Genomic DNA, 17,143 nt, shown 5'->3' on the forward strand with positions numbered 1-17,143 from the left:
CTGCAAAAGGCTGAAAGAAAATGCAACGATGACTTTCAACGCCCTCCCCACCGCCCGCGATGTGGTCGATTTCTGGCGCGAAGCCGGCCCGGACCGCTGGTTTGCCAAGAACGACGCCTTCGACGCCGAATTCGCCACCCGCTTCTCGCATGCCCATCAGGCCGCAGCCCGCGGCGAACTCGACCACTGGGCATCCGATGCCGAAGGCGCCCTGGCCTCGCTGGTGCTGTTCGACCAGTTTCCCCGCAACACCTGGCGCGGCAGCCCGCACATGCTGGCCACCGACGGCAAGGCGCTGGCTGTGGCAAAGCAGGCAGTCGAATCAGGCTTCGACCGGCAGTGCGAACCAATGCTGCGACGTTTCTTCTACCTGCCCTTCATGCATTCCGAAGTGCTGGCCGAGCAGGAGCGCTCGGTCGAGCTCAACGCCGCGCTCGACGCCAATACGCAGCGCTACGCGGTGCTGCACCGGGACATCATTGCGCGCTTCGGCCGCTTTCCGCATCGCAACAGGATGCTGGGGCGCAGCACCACGGCGGAAGAGCAGAAGTATCTCGACGAAGGCGGCTTCGCCGGCTGAAGCGAGGTTCAGGTGTCGTTGTGCGGCAGCGGCACGTCGCGCGTCGGCGACGGGTTCAGGTCGGCGATGCCCTTCGTGTCCTTCATCGAGCCGTAGGTGCGCGCATAGACCCAGGTGAACTCGGCCCCCAGCAGGAAGATCTGCGCCGAGTAGTAAACCCACACCAGCACCACCACCAGCGAGCCCGCGGCCCCGTAGCCCGAGGCCACGCTGCTCTTGCCGATGTACAGCCCGATCAGGTGCTTGCCCACGGTGAAGAGCAGCGCCGTGACAGCCGCCCCCACCCACACGTCGCGCCACTGCACCTTGGCGCGCGGCATGATCTTGTAGATCATCGCGAAGATCGCCGTCACCATCGCGAAGCTGAAGACGAAGTTGACGGCCTGCGCAGTGGTTTCCCACGCGCCGAACACCGGCGACCACCACTTTCCCAGGGCCGCGAGCGCGGCGCTCGCCACCAGCGACACCATGAGCAAAAAACCGATGCCCATGATCATGCTGAACGACAGCATCCGCACGCGCAGCATGTTGAACAGCCCCTTGTTCTTGGCGCGGGCCGGCGCGCGCCAGATGCGGTCGAGCGCATCTTGCAGTTCGCCGAAGACGGTGGTGGCGCCCAGCACCAGCAGCCCGATGCCGATCACCGTGGCGACGATGCCTTCGGCCGGCTTGTTGACGGCCTTCAGCATGCCCTGCACCGCCGCCGCGCCCTGCTCGCCCATCAGGCCCGAGAGCTGCGCGAAGATCTCGCCGCGCGCGGCCTCCTGCCCGAAGACCAGGCCGGCCACAGCGATCACGATCAGCAGCAGCGGAGCAATGGAGAACACTGTGTAGTAGGCCAGCGCAGCACCCATGCTCGGGGCGTAATCGTTCGACCAGGAGTTGAAGGCCCGCTGGCAGAGATCGAAGAGTGCGCGCAGTTGCTTGAGCATGCTGAAGTGTCCCTGTGGAATCGCCCGGCGCCATGTCGATCCGGCGCCCGGCATGTTGAAAGCGTGCCTACGATAATCGCTCCACATGCACCCGTCTCCCCCCGCTGCTCAGCCCCAGTCGCCACGCGACCTTTTTGTTTCATTCACCTGGCTCGCATTGCAGGGCTTCGGCGGTGTGCTCGCCATCGTCCAGCGCGAGATGGTCGAGAAGAAGAAATGGCTCACGCCCGAGCAGTTCCTCGAAGACTGGGCCGTGGCGCAGGTGATGCCGGGGCCCAACGTGATCAACCTCGCGCTGATGATCGGCGACCGCTACTTCGGCTTGCGCGGCGCGCTCGCCGCCCTGGCGGGCATGTTGACCATTCCGCTGGTCGTCATCCTTGCGCTGGCCGTGCTGTATGCACACTTCGCCGGCAACCCGCAGGTGGCGGCCGCGCTGCGCGGCATGGGCGCGGTGTCGGGCGGACTGATTGCCGCGACCGGCATCAAGCTGGTGCCGCAGCTGCGCAAGCATCCGCTGGGCTTCGCAACCTGCCTCTCCTTCATGGCGCTGGTGTTCGTGGCCATTGCGGTGTTCAAGATCCCGCTCGGATGGGTGCTGCTGGTGGTCGGCGGCGTCGCCTGCGTGTGGACCTGGAAGAAGATCGCGCCATGACCATCACGATGCAATGGCACGACTGGCTGGCCCTGTTCGGGCAATACGCGCTGCTGTCGCTGCTGTCGATCAGCGGCGCCATCACCACAGTGCCCGACATGCACCGCTACCTCGTAGTCCAGCACAGCTGGCTCACCGATGCGCAGTTCAGCTCCTCCATTGCCATCGCGCAGGCCGCGCCCGGCCCCAACGTGCTGTTCGTGGCGCTGATGGGCTGGAACGTCGGGCTCAACGCGGGCGGCGGCATCGGTGCCGGGCCCTCGGCCTGGCTGCTCGGCTTCTTCGGGCTGATGCTCACCATGGTCGGCATCATGCTGCCGAGCACCACCCTCACCTACTTCGCCACGCGCTGGGGCCACCGCAACCGCACGCGCCGCGAGGTGCGCGCCTTCAAGCAGGGCATGGCGCCCGTGGTGGTGGGCCTGCTGATCGCCACCGGCTGGGTGCTGGCGGCGGGAAACCATGCCGGCAATGCGCCTGCCTGGCACCTGTGGCTGCTGACCGGTGTGTCCGCGCTTATCGTCTGGCGCACGCGCATTCACCTGCTCTGGCTGCTCGGCGCCGGAGCGGCACTGGGCGCCGTGGGCTTCGTCTGATCCTTCGTCTCATCCCTTTCTTCTTCAGGAACACTCGACATGTCGCAACTTCGCCCGCTCGGCCGCTCCGGCCTCCTGGTTTCCCCGCTCGCCTTCGGCGGCAACGTGTTCGGCTGGACCGTCGACGAAGCGGCCTCGTTCAAGCTGCTCGATGCCTGGCTGGATGCGGGCTTCAACTTCGTCGACACCGCTGACGTGTATTCGGCATGGGTGCCGGGGCACACCGGCGGCGAGTCGGAGACGATCATCGGCAAGTGGCTCAAGCACAGCGGCAAGCGCAATCGCGTGGTGCTGGCCACCAAGGTCGGCAAGCCAATGGGCGAAGGCAAGGTGGGCCTGGCGCCCAAGTACATCCGTGAAGCCGTCGAGGCCTCGCTCAAGCGCCTGCAGACGGACTACATCGACCTCTACCAGTCGCATGACGACGATGCCAACACGCCGCTCGAAGAATCGCTCGGCGCCTTCGACGACCTGATCAAGGAGGGCAAGGTGCGCGCCATTGGCGCATCGAACTACAGCGCGCCGCGGCTGGCCGAGGCGCTCGACGTGTCGGAACGCCTTGGCATCGCCCGCTATGAAAGCCTGCAGCCGCTGTACAACCTGTACGACCGCGCAGTGTTCGAAGACGCGCTGGAGCCGCTGTGCATCAAGCGCGAAGTGGGCGTGATCAACTTCTACGCGCTGGCCGCCGGCTTCCTCACGGGCAAGTACCGCACCGAGGCCGATGCCGCCAAGAGCGCGCGCGGCGCCAACACCACGAAGAAGTATCTCAACGAGCGCGGCCTGCGCATCCTCGACGCGCTCGACAAGGTGGCCCAGCAGTACAACGCCAAGCCGGGCCAGGTCGCCATCGCCTGGCAGATCGCACGCCCGGGCGTGACAGCGCCCATTGCCAGCGCCACCTCCATCGCGCAGCTCGAAGAACTCGTGGTCGCGACGCAGCTGAAGCTCGACGCGGGCACCATCGAGATGCTCGACCGCGCCAGCGCTGAAGCAAAGCCCGCTGCCTGAACGACTGCCGGCGATGAGCGTGTTCGACCCCATCGCAGCGCCCGCGCTCGAGCACTTCGTCGACCTGCGCGTCGAGGTGGGCGTGCCGCAGGTGCTGGGCAACAGCCCGCGCGGGCTGCGCCGCGTGGTGCCGATCACGGGCGGCGAAGCCATCGGCCACGGCTGGCGGGCGCGCGTGCTGCCGGGCGGCAGCGACTTTCAGTTGATCGTGAGCGACACGCTTTCCGAACTCGACGCGCGCTACGGCCTGGAGACCGATGCGGGCGATCTGGTCTACGTGCAGAACCATGCGGTGCGTTCGGCCTCGCCCGAGGTCATGGACAAGCTGCTGCGCGGCGAGCCGGTCGATCCGTCACAGGTGTACTTTCGCTGCAGCCCGCGCTTCGAGACTGCCTCGCCTTCGCTGAAGTGGATCAACGAACGCATGTTCGTCGGCGCCGGGGTACGCCACCCGGCCGAGGTGGTGATGCGCTTCTTCGCGCTGATCTAGCTGCTAGCCGTCGACCGGATTCAGCGGCGTCGCAAGAATGCGCTGGTAGAAGGCCACGTCCAGCCAGCGGCCGAACTTGAAGCCGGCCTGCCGCACGGTGCCCGAATGCTCGAAGCCCAGGCGCTCGTGCAGCGCGATGCTGCCGGCGTTGGCGGCATCGATGGCGCCGACCATCACATGCACGTCGCGCGCGATGGCCTCGGCAATGATCGCCTCCATCAGCGTGCGGCCCAGGCCCTCGCCGCGATGCGCGCTGTCGACGTAGACCGAGTGCTCCACCGTGTACTTGTAGGCGGGAAAGGCGCGGAACGTGCCGTAGCTCGCGAAACCCAGCAGCTTGCCGGCATCGTCCACGGCGCCGATCACGGGGAAGCCGTTGGCACGCTTGGTGGCGAACCACGCGACCATGTTCTCGGGCGTGCGCGGCTTGTAGTCGTACAACGCGGTGGAAGTGACGATGGCCTCGTTGAGGATGGCCAGGATCGCGGCGGAGTGCGCTTCTTCTGTGCAGGGGATGAGACGCATGGTGTCCTCGTTGAAATATCGTTCAATATAGGAGAATAATAATCTCATATGAGAAACGATTCATCTCCTGCCGATACACCCGGCCAGAACATCGACATGCTCATCGCCACCCGGCTGCTGGCGCTGCGGCAGGCGCAAGCGCTGAGCCTCGCGGAGTTGGCCGAGCGCTCGGGCGTGAGCAAGGCCATGATTTCCAAGGTGGAGCGCGCGCAGAGCAGCCCCACGGCCGTGCTGCTGGGGCGGCTGGCGGCCGGGCTCGGCGTGCCGCTAGCGCAGCTCCTGACGGAAGAGAAGGAGCAACCGCAGCGCCTGCGCACGCGTGCCGAGCAGGAGGTCTGGCGCGACCCGAAGGCAGGCTACCTGCGGCGGCAGGTCGCGGAGCGGCACGCGGGCAGCGGCATCGAACTGGTCGAAGTCGAGTTGCCGCGCTCGGCGCAGGTCGACTACCCGCGCTGGAGCGGCAAGCCCTATCGGCAATGCCTGTGGATGCTCGAAGGCGCTCTGCGGGTGGACTACGGCGACGAGCGCTTCGAGCTCGCACCGGGCGACTGCCTCGACTTCGGCGTGGACCGGCCGCTGGTCTTCAAGGCACTGGGGCGCACCGCCTGCCGCTATCTGCTGGTGGCGAACCCGGAGTAGCCGCACGCGCAGGGTAGGCAAGCTCCGACACGCACTGGCGGCCGATGCCTGTGCGGCACCTGCCACTGCTCCGGATACTGCAAGGCATCTCAGCTTCCAGAGGAACGACGATGTCATTCGCGCTCTACATGATCGGTTTCGTGATCTTCCTGGGCGGCCTCATCTGGGGCGCCTCCGTCGCCGGCGTGCCGACGCTCTACATCGGCATCGGGGCGGTGATCCTGCTGGGGATCGGCATCTTCAGCGCGGTCGGTCGCACGCGTGGCAAGGACCCATCCTGAGCGGCCGGGTGCATCCCCCAGGTTCACACAGGCTTCACGCCGCACGCACATGGCGTAGCTAACTTCGCATGCGCACCGCAGACCGCGGTGCGCATCGAATCCAGTTGGCTGCCCCATGCACACTTCTTCCAGCTTCTTTTCTCCCCTCGCCTCCTCATCCTGCGCAGCGCCCCAGCCGGCCCTGGCTCCGGCAGCAAGCCCCGGCAACATCAAGGTCGACCTTCTCGTCGTGGGCGCGAGCTTTGCGGGCCTGGCCTGTGCCCGGGCCGCGGCCCTGGCAGGCCTCAGCGTGATGGTGCTGGAGAAGAAGAGCAGTGCCGGCGCCAAGCTGCACACCACCGGCATCATCGTGAAGGACGCGGTCGACAGCGTGCCGTGGCTGGCCGAAGTGCCTGCGGCACTCGTGCGCCGTATCGAAGGGGTGCGGCTCTATGCGCCCAACATGCGCCATGTCGACCTGCATGCGCCGGGCTACTGGTTCTGGGCCACCGACGCGCCCGCCCTGCTCGACTGGATGGTCGGCTCTGCCTGCGCCAGCGGCGTCGACGTGCGGCTGGACACGCTGTTCGAGCAGGCGCTGTGGCTCAACGGCCGGTGGGAGGTGCCGGTGACGCAAGGGCCCTGCATCACGGCCACCTACCTCGTGGGCGCTGACGGCCCCCACTCGCGCGTTGCCAAGGCGCTGGGCCTGTCGCGCAACACGCGCTTCCTCTACGGCATCGAGCACGAGTACCAGGGCGCGCGGATGGCGCCCGGCCTGCTGCATTGCTTCATCGACCGCAAGCTCGCGCCCGGCTACATCGGCTGGGCGCTCGACGGCGTCGGCGTTAGCCAGATCGGGCTGGCGCGCCGCATGGTGCACAACAGCGCGGGCGCGCTGAAGCTCGATCCGCTGCTGCGCAAGATTGCTTCGGTGGTCACGCCCGGCGACGCTCCGCCGGTCGCGGTACGCGCGGGAATGATCCCGTGCGGCGGCGTGCTGCCGGTGGTAGCGCGCGAACGGGCCTTGCTGGTGGGCGATGCGGCGGGCATGGTGTCGCCGGTGACGGCCGGCGGCATCCACACGGCACTGCTGCACGGGGAGCGCGCGGGCGAGGCGGTGGCGCGCTTCGTGCGCGGCGAGGCCGGCGACCCGGCCACGTGGTTCGTTCGTGGCTACCCGGGCTTCCGGCTCAAGCGCGCGCTGCGCTGGGCCTTCGACCATTTCCAGACCGACTGGATGTTCAACCACTTGCTGGGCACACCGCAGATGCGGCGGGTGGCGGAGCTCATCTACTTCCACCGCAAGGGTGGATCGTTGCCCAAGAGCTAGAAAAAGACGCTCAGGCGCCGCGCTGCCGCATCGCCTCGTAGAGGCACACGCCGCTCGCCACCGAGACATTCAGGCTCTCGACCGCGCCGGCCATCGGAATGCTCACCAGCTCGTCGCAGGTCTTTCGCGTGAGCTGCCGCATGCCTTCGCCTTCGGCGCCCAGCACCAGCGCCAGGGGACGCTTGAAGTCGCTCTGGTAAATGGTGCCCGGCGCATCGTCGCTGGTGCCCACGCACCAGATGTTGCGTTCCTTGAGTTCGTTCAGGGTGCGCGCGAGGTTGGTGACCATGAAGTACGGCACAGTCTCGGCCGCGCCGCTCGCCACCTTGGCCACGGTGGCGTTGATGCCGGCCGCGTGGTCCTTGGGGGCGATGACCGCATGCGCGCCGGCACCGTCGGCCACGCGCAGGCAGGCACCGAGGTTGTGCGGGTCGGTCACGCCGTCGAGCACCAGCAGCAGGGGCACGGTGCCGGCCTCTTCGAGGCCTTCGAGCAGTTCGTCGAGCGAGCGGACCTGGGCCACGGGTTCGACCCGCGCTACCACGCCCTGATGGCCGTGGCTGCCGCTGAGCTTGGACAGCCGCAGGCCGTCGGCCTCGACCAGCCGCACACCGGCCTCCTGCGCACGCGCAATGAACTGTTTCATGCGCGCATCGCGCCGGCTGGCGTCGAACATCACTTCGAGCACCGATTTAGGCGCGGTCTTGATGCGCACGCCCACGGCATGGAAGCCGAAGATCACTTTGGGGGAAGACATCCCTGGATTATCCCTACCCCGGGGCCTGCCCCTTTCGCGTGGTCAGGCGATCGGCAAACCACTGAGCGCGCGGGTGCGCTCATCGTGCAGTTCCTGCACAGCCAACGCGCTCGGATGCACCTTCGCGCCGTTGCCCACGCTCTCCAGGTACTGGCAGGCCGCATGGCCCTCGGCTGCCTTTTCGTAGCGCGCGATCCAGGCGTCGCGCGCAGGCAGCTTCTCGGGCGACACCGGCCATATGCCCGGCTGGGGCCGCATGTGTTCGCCGATGCCGATGCGCCAGGGCTTGGCGCTCACCCGGGCACGAAAGCATTTCTGGTTGCGGCACATGCGTGCGTAGACCTTGTCGACGCCCATTGCATGAAAGCAGTCGGCCACCGCGGTGTCGGCCGGATCGAAGACATCGTGCATCGCCAGCACCCGGAAGCCCGCGGGCGTGCGATAGATGCGCAGATGCCAGTCGGGGTGCTGCTGCATGAAGCGCCCGATGCGCTCGGCCGCCCGCTTCTCGGGCGCAGGGTTGCCGCTGTGCTCGCCACGCTTCTTGCGCTGGCCGATGACCCAGGCCACGACGAAGACCACGATGCCCGCGATCAGCCCGCCCAGCCAGGTCTTGGCAGCCCAGCCGCCGACCACCCCGGCGATCAGCGCCGGCACCAGCGCAAAGCCGAACACGCTGCCGCGCAAGGGCTCCTCGAAGTCGATGTCGACGAACAGCACGTCGGGCGTGTTGAGGCAGCGCGCGCCGTAGGTGTTGCGCGTGATGACGGTGTCGCCCTGGCGCTCGACGATTTCCTCGCGGATCGGCATGCCGTCGGCGCCGTTGTAGGGCATCTTGCGTTCGCGGCGCTCGAGCTTCTCGCCCTTGTGGACGATGCGGTCGAAGGCATCGCGCGTGCGCTGGTCGGCGTGCGCCTGCGCGGCCAGCGGGCTCTCGTCGGACCAGCCGAAGCGGCGCACGGTGAACTGCTTGCCGCCCACGCTCTCCTGGATACGGCCTTCGGCCCAGAACTGGGGAACGATCATCGACTCAAGCCTTTCCGGCAATCAACAACCAGGCCATGACCGCCGCCAGCACGATGATCAACGCCGGCAGCCATTTGTAGCCGTCGCCATGTACGCGGCCCGGTTCGTCCATCGGGCGGCGGGGCATGTGCTGGGTCAGGGGGCTGAAACTTCCGAGCGCCGGGTCGTCATGGTTGTCGACCAGCCGCTTGGCCGCAGACAGGCTCAGGCCCGTGGCTTCGCGCGTGAGGCGGATGGCCTCGATCTTGTTGCCCTGCGCCAGGGCTGCGAGTGCGATGGAGGGCATGGAGGCGAAGCCGCGGTCCTGCATGGCGGCGGCAGGCGCACCGCGTCCGCGGGCATCGCCTTCCCCTCGCTCCAGCCTGTCGGCGTAGCGATCGACAGCGTCCTTGGCCGACTTGAGGTCCACGCCCGTGCGGGCGCGCACGATCTTGATGGCCTCGATCATCCTGCCGCGCTGCAGCGCCAGGGCGGCGTCGGGCGGAAGCTCCTCCATGAATATCTCCTGTGTGGCTGGCTATTTACTTATGTTTAATAGCTTATTGCGCTTGTCAGGCGGGCGCCAGAGCCACTTTTTCATTAAGTGCGACACGACCGGCCTCGATGGTGATGCGTCGCTCGCATCGGGCTGCGATGCCCCGGTCGTGGGTGACGAGCACGAGCGTGGTGCCGAGCTCGCGATTGAGGTCGAACATCAGCCGCATCACCTGCTCACCGGTGGCGAAGTCGAGGCTGCCGGTGGGCTCGTCGGCCAGCAGCAGCGCCGGTTGCACCACGAAGGCACGGGCCAGCGCCACACGCTGCTGCTCGCCGCCCGAGAGCACCTTGGGGTAGTGCCCGAGCCGCTGGCCGAGGCCGACGCGGCCGAGCATTTCGGTGGCCGCCTTGCGCGCATCTTTTCGGTTGGCCAGCTCCAGCGGGAGCATCACGTTTTCGAGCGCGCTCAGGTTGCCCAGCAGCTGGAAGCTCTGGAACACGAAGCCCACGCGCTGCGCGCGCACGGCGGCGCGCTCGTCCTCGTCGATGGCGAAGATGTCTTCGCCGGCGATGCGCACCGTGCCGCGCGTTGGTGTGTCTAGCCCCGCGATGATCGAGAGCAGGGTGCTCTTGCCGGAGCCCGAGGCGCCGACGATGGCCGCGGTTTCCCGCGCGCCGAGGGTGAAATCGATGTCCTGCAGAATGTCCAGCGTGCCGGCCGAATCGGTGACGGACTTGAAGACATGCTCGACGGCGACAATTGCATCAGACGGGGGTTGGGACATGGAAAGGCTTTGGTTTTGAATCGACGTGACTTTATCTTGACCACCGCCGCGCTCGGCAGCGCGGGGCTATGGACGACCGCGGCGCAGGCCCAGGCTCAGGCCCAGGTACCGATGGCTGGCAAGCCGGTGATCCTGGTGCTCGGCGATTCGCTGAGTGCAGAGTACGGCCTCAAGCGCGGCGAAGGCTGGGTACCCTTGCTGGAAAAAAGGCTTGCGCAGCAGAAGATCGCGGCCACCGTGGTCAACGCCAGCATCAGCGGCGACACCAGCTCCGGCGGGCGCTCGCGCCTTGCCTCGCTGCTCGCACAGCACAAGCCCAGCCACGTGGTGCTGGAGCTCGGCGCCAACGACGCGCTGCGCGGCCTGCCACTCTCGGACACCGAAAGCAACCTGATGCAGATCACCAAGGCCGCGCAGGCTGCGGGCGCAAAGGTGCTGATCGTCGGCATCCAGGTGCCGCCGAACTACGGCGGCGACTACACGCGGCGCTTCGAGGCGGTGTTCTCCAAGGTAGCGGGCGCGACCAAGTCCGCGCTCGTGCCCTTCCTGCTCAAGGGCGTGGCCGATGCGCCCGATGCGCTCTCGCTGTTCCAGGCCGACCGCATCCACCCGACCGCCGCGGCACAGCCTCAACTGCTGGACAACGTCTGGCCCGAGCTGCGCAAGCTGCTGCCGAAATAAAAAAACCGCCGCAGGCGCAGGCCTGCGGCGGCTTCTTGATGGGTACGCCAGGAGCGGATCAACCGTTCTTGGTGGGCAACTCGGGCACCGTGGGTGGATCGCGTTCGAGCGAGGCCACGTCGGTTTCCGGGTCTCCGGGGGCCAAGCCGTCGCTGCTCGGATTGAGTTTGCGGTTCGCCTTTTCCCGGAGCTTTTCTTCCTTCTTCTTCTTCTTGGCCAGCTCTTTCTGGCGCTTCTCGTAGCCGTAATTGGGTGTTGCCACTGCTTCTCCTTGGGCGAGGCAGTCAGGGTGACTGCGCGTGGCCTACTGTAAGCGATAACGGTGCAGTCCCAAGACGGTACCCAATGACGCTCCCAGAGAGCGAGAAGCGATTTTTTACATCCGCGCCAGCGCCTGCTGCAAGTCGGCGCGCAGGTCCTCCACGTCTTCAAGGCCGATCGAAAAACGAACGAGCGTTCCCTTGTAAGGCCAGCGCGCCACAGAGGCATCGCGCATCAAGCCGATGTCGTACGGCACCACCAGGCTGATGGGGCCGCCCCACGAATAGCCGAGGCGAAAAAGCTGCAGGCTGTCGCAGAAGCGGTCGACCTGCTCGGTGCTGTAGCGCTCGTCGAACACGACCGAGAACAGGCCTGCGGCCAGGTTGGTCTCACCACACAGCGCGCGCCAGTGCACGTGCCCGGGCGAGTCTTCGAGCGCGGGGTGCAGCACCTGCGCGATCTCGTCGCAGCCGTTGAGCCAGCCGGCCAGTTCGCGCGCCGCACGGTCGTGCGCGGCATAGCGCAGCGCGATGCTGGGCAGCGAACGCAGCAGCGTCTCGACATCGCCCACGCCGATGCCGAAGCCCATGCGCATGTGCGTGAGCTTGAGCGCGCGATGCAGCCGCTCGTCGCGCGTGATCACGCTGCCCATGAGCACGTCGCCGCCGCCGCTCGGGTACTTGGTGAGCGCATGCACCGAGATGTCGACGCCCTGCCCGCTGTCGTTGAAGTCGAAAGGCGCAAAGGCCAGGCCCGCGCCCCAGGTGTTGTCAAGCGCGGTCATCACACCCCGCGCGCGGCAGACGTTGACGAGGGCGGGCAGGTCGGGAAACTCCATCGTCACCGAGCCCGCCGCCTCGACCCAGACCAGCCGCGTGCGCTCCGACAGCTTGGCCGCGAGGTCGGCCGGATTCATCGCGTCGTACATGCGGTGTGTGATGCCGAAATTCGCCAGCTCACCGGTGGCCAGCGCCTTGTTGGGGCCGTAGGCGTTGTCGGGAATCAGCACCTCGTCGCCGGTCTTGAGAAAGGCGAACGACACCAGCGAGATGGCCGCCAGCCCGCTGGGCACGAGCAGGCATTCGGTGCCGCCTTCGAGCGTGGCCAGGCGCTCTTCCAGCGTGAAGGTGGTGGGAGTGCCGTGCAGGCCGTAGGTGTAGCCGGCTTTGGTGCGCCAGTCGCGCGCGCGCATGGCGGCCACGTCGGCGAAGAACACGGTCGATGCCTTGAACACGCCGGGCTGCGGCGCGGCGAAGGTGGCGGGCGGGACGTAGGGGTGGTGGATCAGGGTCGTGGAAGGCTTGCTCATGGAGCGATGCTAGCGCGAGCGTCGCATCCGGGGATTTCGCGGGCGCGGTGATTGCGTCGCGTGGCGGCTCGGCAGACACTTCCCGCGTCATGCAGCTGACCCGACCACCCTCCCCCCATCTGCGCCCCTTCGTGCGGCTGCTGTGGGCCTCCGCGCCCGATGGGCCGCACGAGGGGCGGCCGGGCGCGCGCGAACACGTGCTCCCCACAGGTGGGATGCATCTCGTGTTCCGGCTTTCGGGGCCGCCGCTGCGCCTGTTCCAGGACGATGCCGATGCGCGGGGCTTCACGGTGGGCCATGCCATGGTGGGCGGAGCCCGCTCGGCGTTCTTCGTGCGCGACGTGTCGGTGCAAACGCGCTCGGTGGGCGCCATGCTGCAGCCTGGCGCGGCCAAGGCGCTGCTCGGTGTACCCGAGGACGCGCTGGCCGACCGCCACACATCGCTGGACGCGCTCTGGGGCGCGGACGCTGACTTCGCGTTGGAGCAACTCCACGGCACCGACTCGCTGACGCGGCAACTCGCGATCGCCGATGCCCTGCTGGGCGCACGCCTTGCCGCCTCCGCCATGCACGGACTGCATCCCGCAGTGGCGCAGGCGCTGGCGCGCATGTCCGACGCCAGCGCCAATAGCGACGATGCGCAAGCCGGCGCCATCCGCGAGCTGGTGAAGCAAAGCGGCTACAGCCACCGGCGCTTCATCGCGCTGTTCCGCGGCATGACCGGCCTGGCACCCAAGCAGTACGCGCGGATGCTGCGCTTCGACCGCGTGATCGGGCAGTTCGCCATGGACCCCACCCAGCCCTGGGTCGATCTCGCGCTGCAGGCCGGCTACAGCGACCAGGCGCACTTCAACCGCGACTTCCTGGCCATCGCCGGTATGTCACCGCAGGCGTATCGGCGGGCAGCACCAGCATCGTCCCGGCATGTGCGAATCTGACTACTCACCCGCAGGTCAAATTTGTTCAAGACCTGGAAAGCACCGGCCACCAGAATCGCGCCTATCTCATCAAACAGACCGGACAAAACCATGGCCATCCACGAGCTGTTTCCGTACCTCTGCGTCCACGATGCCGGCGCAGCCATCGAGTTCTATTGCAAGGTCTTCGAGGTGAAGGAAATCTTTCGCCTGACCGAGCCGAGCGGCCGCATCGGCCATGCGGAGCTGGACTTCAACAATGGCGCGATCCTGATGATCTCGGACGAATTCGCCGAGTTCAACATCCACAGCGCGAAGACGCTGGGCGGCACGGCCGTCACGCTGCACCTGCACGTGGACGATGCCGACGCGGTGGTGGCGCGCGCGGTCGCCACGGGCGCCACGCTGGACATGGCCCCGCAGGATCAGTTTTATGGAGAACGTTCCGGCGTCTTTCACGACCCCTTCGGCCATCGCTGGAACGTGGGGCACAGCATCGAGAAGCTGACGCCGGAAGAAATGCAGCGGCGCTACACCGCGATGCTCAGCGACGCAGGGTGAGCCGGCGGCGCTGCTTATTGCCGAAGGGTCGGCCGATGGATCAGACCGACCACTTCTCGATCAGCTTCTCGGCGCCCATGGAGTCGTAGCCTTCGAAGGGCTGATGGATCCACGGGTTGGTGGCAAGAAATTCCACCTGGTAGTCGGGCGTGAAGGTCGACAGTGCCTTGGTCCAGATCACCGCGCTGCGCAGCTCGGTGATGGGCGGGTAGTTGTTGCGCAGCATGTCCATGACGGCATGCAGCGTGTGGCCCGAGTCGGCCAGGTCGTCCACCAGCAGCACGCGGCCTGCGATCTCGCCCTTGGGCGTGGTGATGAAGCGGGCGATGTCGAGGTGGCCCTGCACCGTGCCGGCGTCGGCGCGATACGAACTGGTCGACATGATGGCCAGCGGCTTGTCGAAGATGCGCGAGAGCACGTCGCCGGGGCGCATGCCGCCGCGCGCCAGGCACAGGATGGTGTCGAACTGCCAGCCCGACTGGTGCACCTTGATCGCGAGCTTTTCGATCAGGTTGTGGTACTCGTCGTAGCTGACGTAGAGATGCTTGCCGTCTTCGGTCAACATGGTTCTTCTTTTCCTCTTCAGTCGGCCAGATAGGGGTGACGCATCATGATCGTGTGGTCGCGGTCGGGGCTGGTCGACACCATGTGGATCGGCACGCCGGTGACCTGCTCGATGCGCTGCAGGTACAGGCGCGCATTGATCGGCAGCTTGTCGTACTGCGTGACGCCGACGGTGCTTTCGCTCCAGCCTTCGAGGGTTTCGTAGATCGGCGTGCAGCGCTCGATCTCGTCAGCGCCCATCGGCAGGATGTCGGTGATTTCGCCGTCGAGTTCGTAGCCGGTGCACAGCTCGAGCTTTTCGAGGCCGTCCAGCACGTCGAGCTTGGTGATGCACAGGCCCGACAAGCCGTTGACCTGCGCCGAGCGCTTGAGCAGCGCGGCGTCGAACCAGCCGCAACGGCGGCTGCGGCCGGTGGTCACGCCCTTTTCGGCGCCCACGGTGCTCATGTGGTAGCCCGGGGTGCCGGGCGTGGCCCAGTCGAGTTCGGTGGGGAACGGACCGCCGCCCACGCGCGTGCAGTAGGCCTTGGTGATGCCGAGGATGTAGTGCAGCATGCCCGGGCCCACGCCCGAACCGGCGGCGGCATTGCCGGCCACGCAGTTGCTGGAGGTGACGTACGGGTAGGTGCCGTGGTCGACGTCGAGCAGCGTGCCCTGCGCGCCTTCGAACAGCAGGTTGGCGCCGTTCTTGTGCGCGTCGTTCAGTTCGCGCGAGACGTCGGCCATCATGGGCTTGAGCAGCTCGGCGTGCCTCATGGCCTCGTTGAAGACTTCGTCGAAGTCGATGGCCGGGGCGCTCAGCACCTGCGTCAGCACGTGGTTGTGCAGGTCGAGCAGCACGCGCAGCTTGGCCGCGAAACGCTCGGGGTGCTTCAGGTCCTGCACGCGCAGGGCGCGGCGGGCGATCTTGTCTTCGTAGGCCGGGCCGATGCCGCGGCCGGTGGTGCCGATCTTCTCGATGCCGCCCTTTTCGCGGTAGGCCTCGCGCGCGATGTCCAGCGCGGCATGGAACGGGAGGATCAGCGGGCAGGCCTCGCTGATGCGCAGGCGCGAACGCACCTCGACACCGGCCTTCTCCAGCCCTTCGATTTCCTCGAACAGCTTGGCGGCCGACAACACCACGCCGTTGCCGATGTAGCACTTGACGCCGGGCCGCATGATGCCGCTCGGAATCAGGTGCAACGCGGTTTTCACACCGTTGATGACCAGCGTGTGGCCCGCGTTGTGGCCGCCCTGGAAACGGACCACGCCCTGGGCGCTTTCCGTCAGCCAGTCGACCAGCTTGCCTTTGCCCTCGTCGCCCCATTGGGTGCCGACGACGACCACGTTTCTTCCGGTGGTTACGCTCATGCTCGTTCCATTACTTCAAAAATTCAGATCGCTCGGACAGTCCACTGGCCAGCTTGCTCGACGAGCTCGCGATCGCAGTGGAATTCATCGATTTCGCTGCCATGGCCCGGCAGCACGCAGACTACCGTTTCGCCGGCCTTGCGCAATTGGGCAATTGCCTGACGCAGGCCGGCCGCATCGCTCCAGGGTGCGCGGATGGCGGCGCGCAGCGGGCGGGCCGGCAGCACGCCGACCAGTTCGCGCACGTCGAGGCTGAAGCCGACGGCCGGACGGTTGCGGCCGAACACGGCCCCCACTTCGTCGTAGCGGCCACCGCGCACCAGCGAATCGGCCGCGCCGGGCACGTAGATGCCGAAGCGCATGCCGCTGTAGTACGCATAGCCGCGCAGGTCGGCCAGGTCGAAGCTGATCTGGCGGCCGGCCACGCCCTGCAGACCGGCGGCGAGCTGCTTCAGGTCGGCCAGGGCAGCGCCCACGGCGGGCGTGCCTTTCAGGGCCTTGGCGGCCTCGTCGAGCACCGACGCATCGCCGTACAGCTGAACCAGCGCACGCAGTCCCTCGCGCGAAGCAGCGGGGAAATCCTTGGTGAGCGATTCGAGCTCGCTCGCGTCCTTGGCGGCCAGCGCTGCATGCACCCGGGCCAGCGCGGCCGCATCGACCGGCACGCCGGCGAACAGGGCACGCACGATGCGGGCATCGGCCAGGTCGACAATCACGCCGTCGCGCAGGCCGGCGGCATCGAGGCAGTCGAGCGCCAGCAACAGGGTTTCAGTGTCGGCTTCGAGCCCTGCATGGCCGTAGATCTCGGCGCCGAACTGCAGGGGCTCGCGGGTGGCGTGCGGGCGGTCGGGCCGGGTGTGGAGCACCGGACCGCAGTAGCACAGGCGGGCCACGCCGTCGCGGTTCAGCAGATGGGCATCGATACGCGCCACCTGGGGGGTGGTGTCGGCACGCAGGCCCATGCTGCGGCCGGAAAGTTGGTCGACAAGCTTGAAGGTTTGGAGGTCGAGCGCCTCGCCGGTGCCCGAGAGCAGCGATTCGAGATGCTCGAGCAGCGGCGGCATCACCAGCTCGTAGCCATAGCCACGGGCGGTATCGAGCAGCTGGCGTCGAAGTTCTTCGATGTGGCGCGCCTCGGAGGGCAGCACATCGGCAATGTGATCCGGGAGGACCCAGGCGGACATGGGGATCGGGGGCGTGGTTAAACCGGGATTCTACCGGGACCGCGACCAGCCCAAGACTAGGCCAGGATCCAGAGCAGTATCAAACCCAGCAGGATGCTGCAAAGTCCGAAGAAACGAAGCTGGCCGTCGCGCAGCTGCATGAGCTGCCCGAAGCCGCGCCGCCACCCTCCTGGTGAGACAAAAGGCAGGATGCCTTCGATCACCAGGACGAGCGCCAATGCGCTCCAGAAAGTGTCGGCGCTCACGGCTC

General features: G+C 67.0%; 23 protein-coding genes. 11 read left to right on the forward strand and 12 right to left on the reverse strand.

The window, feature by feature from the left end; all coding sequences use genetic code 11:
- Positions 1-28 precede the first annotated feature (28 nt).
- A complete protein-coding gene (locus tag NWF24_RS18650; protein ID WP_258349828.1) occupies positions 29-580 on the forward strand; it encodes a DUF924 family protein in 552 nt (183 codons plus the stop codon).
- Positions 581-588: 8 nt separating this feature from the next.
- Here the strand turns inward: NWF24_RS18650 and NWF24_RS18655 are convergent, their stop codons facing one another.
- Positions 589-1,512 (reverse strand): YihY/virulence factor BrkB family protein, encoded by a 924-nt coding sequence (locus NWF24_RS18655; RefSeq protein ID WP_258349829.1) that lies wholly within the window; start codon positions 1,510-1,512, stop codon positions 589-591.
- 85 nt (positions 1,513-1,597) lie between these two features.
- On the opposite strand from NWF24_RS18655, the gene NWF24_RS18660 reads away from it, so the two are divergent.
- The 4 genes from NWF24_RS18660 to NWF24_RS18675 are packed head-to-tail and all read left to right on the forward strand — an operon-like array spanning position 1,598 to position 4,264.
- A complete protein-coding gene (locus NWF24_RS18660; RefSeq protein ID WP_093078117.1) occupies positions 1,598-2,167 on the forward strand; it encodes a chromate transporter in 570 nt (189 codons plus the stop codon).
- The gene (locus NWF24_RS18665; RefSeq protein WP_093053164.1) at positions 2,164-2,763 is read left to right on the forward strand and encodes a chromate transporter; all 600 of its coding nucleotides are present in this window, start codon (positions 2,164-2,166) and stop codon (positions 2,761-2,763) included. Before NWF24_RS18660 ends, NWF24_RS18665 begins: the two co-directional genes overlap by 4 nt.
- Before the next feature lie 39 nt (positions 2,764-2,802).
- Entirely contained in the window at positions 2,803-3,774 is a 972-nt protein-coding gene (locus tag NWF24_RS18670) for an aldo/keto reductase (protein WP_258349830.1), read from the forward strand.
- Between the two features lie 13 nt (positions 3,775-3,787).
- Positions 3,788-4,264, forward strand: coding sequence for a DUF3237 domain-containing protein (locus NWF24_RS18675; RefSeq protein ID WP_258349831.1), 477 nt, complete (start codon positions 3,788-3,790; stop codon positions 4,262-4,264).
- A 3-nt stretch (positions 4,265-4,267) separates the two neighbouring features.
- Here NWF24_RS18675 and NWF24_RS18680 read toward each other — a convergent pair whose 3' ends face one another.
- The gene (locus NWF24_RS18680; protein WP_258349832.1) at positions 4,268-4,789 is read right to left on the reverse strand and encodes a GNAT family N-acetyltransferase; all 522 of its coding nucleotides are present in this window, start codon (positions 4,787-4,789) and stop codon (positions 4,268-4,270) included.
- Positions 4,790-4,837: 48 nt separating this feature from the next.
- Between NWF24_RS18680 and NWF24_RS18685 the strand changes: the two genes are divergently transcribed.
- The 3 genes from NWF24_RS18685 to NWF24_RS18695 all read left to right on the forward strand — a co-directional run bounded on the left by NWF24_RS18685 (position 4,838) and on the right by NWF24_RS18695 (position 7,021).
- On the forward strand, positions 4,838-5,428 hold the full coding sequence (locus NWF24_RS18685) for a helix-turn-helix domain-containing protein (protein WP_258349833.1): 591 nt from the start codon (positions 4,838-4,840) through the stop codon (positions 5,426-5,428).
- A 110-nt stretch (positions 5,429-5,538) separates the two neighbouring features.
- Positions 5,539-5,709 (forward strand): hypothetical protein, encoded by a 171-nt coding sequence (locus tag NWF24_RS18690; protein WP_177206563.1) that lies wholly within the window; start codon positions 5,539-5,541, stop codon positions 5,707-5,709.
- 115 nt (positions 5,710-5,824) lie between these two features.
- On the forward strand, positions 5,825-7,021 hold the full coding sequence (locus tag NWF24_RS18695; protein WP_258349834.1) for an NAD(P)/FAD-dependent oxidoreductase: 1,197 nt from the start codon (positions 5,825-5,827) through the stop codon (positions 7,019-7,021).
- 10 nt (positions 7,022-7,031) lie between these two features.
- Here the strand turns inward: NWF24_RS18695 and rlmB are convergent, their stop codons facing one another.
- Genes rlmB through NWF24_RS18715 form a run of 4 tightly spaced genes read right to left on the reverse strand, consistent with a single transcriptional unit; the run spans position 7,032 to position 10,066 of the window.
- Entirely contained in the window at positions 7,032-7,778 is a 747-nt protein-coding gene (rlmB, locus tag NWF24_RS18700; protein ID WP_007828317.1) for a 23S rRNA (guanosine(2251)-2'-O)-methyltransferase RlmB, read from the reverse strand.
- Positions 7,779-7,820: 42 nt separating this feature from the next.
- A complete protein-coding gene (locus tag NWF24_RS18705; protein ID WP_258349836.1) occupies positions 7,821-8,804 on the reverse strand; it encodes a hypothetical protein in 984 nt (327 codons plus the stop codon).
- Between the two features lie 4 nt (positions 8,805-8,808).
- Complete coding sequence (locus tag NWF24_RS18710) at positions 8,809-9,300, reverse strand: ribosomal protein L7/L12 (protein WP_258349837.1); 492 nt, start codon at positions 9,298-9,300, stop codon at positions 8,809-8,811.
- A gap of 55 nt (positions 9,301-9,355) precedes the next feature.
- On the reverse strand, positions 9,356-10,066 hold the full coding sequence (locus tag NWF24_RS18715) for an ABC transporter ATP-binding protein (RefSeq protein WP_093052161.1): 711 nt from the start codon (positions 10,064-10,066) through the stop codon (positions 9,356-9,358).
- A 36-nt stretch (positions 10,067-10,102) separates the two neighbouring features.
- On the opposite strand from NWF24_RS18715, the gene NWF24_RS18720 reads away from it, so the two are divergent.
- Positions 10,103-10,747: an arylesterase gene (locus tag NWF24_RS18720; RefSeq protein WP_176928734.1), complete on the forward strand. Its 645-nt coding sequence runs from the start codon at positions 10,103-10,105 to the stop codon at positions 10,745-10,747.
- Between the two features lie 58 nt (positions 10,748-10,805).
- Here the strand turns inward: NWF24_RS18720 and NWF24_RS18725 are convergent, their stop codons facing one another.
- Both NWF24_RS18725 and NWF24_RS18730 read right to left on the reverse strand, forming a co-directional pair.
- Positions 10,806-11,009, reverse strand: coding sequence for a hypothetical protein (locus NWF24_RS18725; protein ID WP_093052173.1), 204 nt, complete (start codon positions 11,007-11,009; stop codon positions 10,806-10,808).
- A 114-nt stretch (positions 11,010-11,123) separates the two neighbouring features.
- Positions 11,124-12,317 (reverse strand): PLP-dependent transferase, encoded by a 1,194-nt coding sequence (locus NWF24_RS18730; RefSeq protein ID WP_258349840.1) that lies wholly within the window; start codon positions 12,315-12,317, stop codon positions 11,124-11,126.
- 89 nt (positions 12,318-12,406) lie between these two features.
- On the opposite strand from NWF24_RS18730, the gene NWF24_RS18735 reads away from it, so the two are divergent.
- Positions 12,407-13,255: an AraC family transcriptional regulator gene (locus NWF24_RS18735; protein WP_258349841.1), complete on the forward strand. Its 849-nt coding sequence runs from the start codon at positions 12,407-12,409 to the stop codon at positions 13,253-13,255.
- A 90-nt stretch (positions 13,256-13,345) separates the two neighbouring features.
- Positions 13,346-13,795 carry a VOC family protein gene (locus NWF24_RS18740; RefSeq protein ID WP_258349842.1) on the forward strand — a complete coding sequence of 150 codons (450 nt, stop codon included), beginning with the start codon at positions 13,346-13,348 and terminating at the stop codon, positions 13,793-13,795.
- Between the two features lie 40 nt (positions 13,796-13,835).
- Here the strand turns inward: NWF24_RS18740 and NWF24_RS18745 are convergent, their stop codons facing one another.
- The 4 genes from NWF24_RS18745 to NWF24_RS18760 are packed head-to-tail and all read right to left on the reverse strand — an operon-like array spanning position 13,836 to position 17,138.
- Positions 13,836-14,360 (reverse strand): phosphoribosyltransferase, encoded by a 525-nt coding sequence (locus NWF24_RS18745; protein WP_081269111.1) that lies wholly within the window; start codon positions 14,358-14,360, stop codon positions 13,836-13,838.
- Positions 14,361-14,377: 17 nt separating this feature from the next.
- Complete coding sequence (locus NWF24_RS18750) at positions 14,378-15,709, reverse strand: adenylosuccinate synthase (RefSeq protein WP_258349843.1); 1,332 nt, start codon at positions 15,707-15,709, stop codon at positions 14,378-14,380.
- Positions 15,710-15,732: 23 nt separating this feature from the next.
- Entirely contained in the window at positions 15,733-16,893 is a 1,161-nt protein-coding gene (locus tag NWF24_RS18755) for an ATP phosphoribosyltransferase regulatory subunit (RefSeq protein WP_258349844.1), read from the reverse strand.
- A gap of 56 nt (positions 16,894-16,949) precedes the next feature.
- Positions 16,950-17,138 carry a DUF2065 domain-containing protein gene (locus NWF24_RS18760; RefSeq protein ID WP_081269108.1) on the reverse strand — a complete coding sequence of 63 codons (189 nt, stop codon included), beginning with the start codon at positions 17,136-17,138 and terminating at the stop codon, positions 16,950-16,952.
- Positions 17,139-17,143: the final 5 nt, after the last annotated feature.

The sequence above is a fragment of the Variovorax paradoxus genome (genome assembly GCF_024734665.1).
GTDB lineage: Bacteria > Pseudomonadota > Gammaproteobacteria > Burkholderiales > Burkholderiaceae_C > Variovorax.

Excerpts from the sequence above, each read along its gene's own strand:
- NWF24_RS18685 (WP_258349833.1), top strand. The coding sequence starts at position 4,838 with ATGAGAAACGATTCATCTCCTGCCGATACACCCGGCCAGAACATCGAC.
- NWF24_RS18650 (WP_258349828.1), top strand. The coding sequence starts at position 29 with ATGACTTTCAACGCCCTCCCCACCGCCCGCGATGTGGTCGATTTCTGG.
- NWF24_RS18695 (WP_258349834.1), top strand. The coding sequence starts at position 5,825 with ATGCACACTTCTTCCAGCTTCTTTTCTCCCCTCGCCTCCTCATCCTGC.
- NWF24_RS18745 (WP_081269111.1), bottom strand. The coding sequence starts at position 14,360 with ATGTTGACCGAAGACGGCAAGCATCTCTACGTCAGCTACGACGAGTAC.
- NWF24_RS18680 (WP_258349832.1), bottom strand. The coding sequence starts at position 4,789 with ATGCGTCTCATCCCCTGCACAGAAGAAGCGCACTCCGCCGCGATCCTG.
- NWF24_RS18730 (WP_258349840.1), bottom strand. The coding sequence starts at position 12,317 with ATGAGCAAGCCTTCCACGACCCTGATCCACCACCCCTACGTCCCGCCC.
- NWF24_RS18750 (WP_258349843.1), bottom strand. The coding sequence starts at position 15,709 with ATGAGCGTAACCACCGGAAGAAACGTGGTCGTCGTCGGCACCCAATGG.
- NWF24_RS18655 (WP_258349829.1), bottom strand. The coding sequence starts at position 1,512 with ATGCTCAAGCAACTGCGCGCACTCTTCGATCTCTGCCAGCGGGCCTTC.
- rlmB (WP_007828317.1), bottom strand. The coding sequence starts at position 7,778 with ATGTCTTCCCCCAAAGTGATCTTCGGCTTCCATGCCGTGGGCGTGCGC.
- NWF24_RS18710 (WP_258349837.1), bottom strand. The coding sequence starts at position 9,300 with ATGGAGGAGCTTCCGCCCGACGCCGCCCTGGCGCTGCAGCGCGGCAGG.
- NWF24_RS18665 (WP_093053164.1), top strand. The coding sequence starts at position 2,164 with ATGACCATCACGATGCAATGGCACGACTGGCTGGCCCTGTTCGGGCAA.
- NWF24_RS18735 (WP_258349841.1), top strand. The coding sequence starts at position 12,407 with ATGCAGCTGACCCGACCACCCTCCCCCCATCTGCGCCCCTTCGTGCGG.
- NWF24_RS18675 (WP_258349831.1), top strand. The coding sequence starts at position 3,788 with ATGAGCGTGTTCGACCCCATCGCAGCGCCCGCGCTCGAGCACTTCGTC.
- NWF24_RS18670 (WP_258349830.1), top strand. The coding sequence starts at position 2,803 with ATGTCGCAACTTCGCCCGCTCGGCCGCTCCGGCCTCCTGGTTTCCCCG.
- NWF24_RS18705 (WP_258349836.1), bottom strand. The coding sequence starts at position 8,804 with ATGATCGTTCCCCAGTTCTGGGCCGAAGGCCGTATCCAGGAGAGCGTG.
- NWF24_RS18690 (WP_177206563.1), top strand. The coding sequence starts at position 5,539 with ATGTCATTCGCGCTCTACATGATCGGTTTCGTGATCTTCCTGGGCGGC.
- NWF24_RS18755 (WP_258349844.1), bottom strand. The coding sequence starts at position 16,893 with ATGTCCGCCTGGGTCCTCCCGGATCACATTGCCGATGTGCTGCCCTCC.
- NWF24_RS18660 (WP_093078117.1), top strand. The coding sequence starts at position 1,598 with ATGCACCCGTCTCCCCCCGCTGCTCAGCCCCAGTCGCCACGCGACCTT.
- NWF24_RS18740 (WP_258349842.1), top strand. The coding sequence starts at position 13,346 with ATGGCCATCCACGAGCTGTTTCCGTACCTCTGCGTCCACGATGCCGGC.
- NWF24_RS18715 (WP_093052161.1), bottom strand. The coding sequence starts at position 10,066 with ATGTCCCAACCCCCGTCTGATGCAATTGTCGCCGTCGAGCATGTCTTC.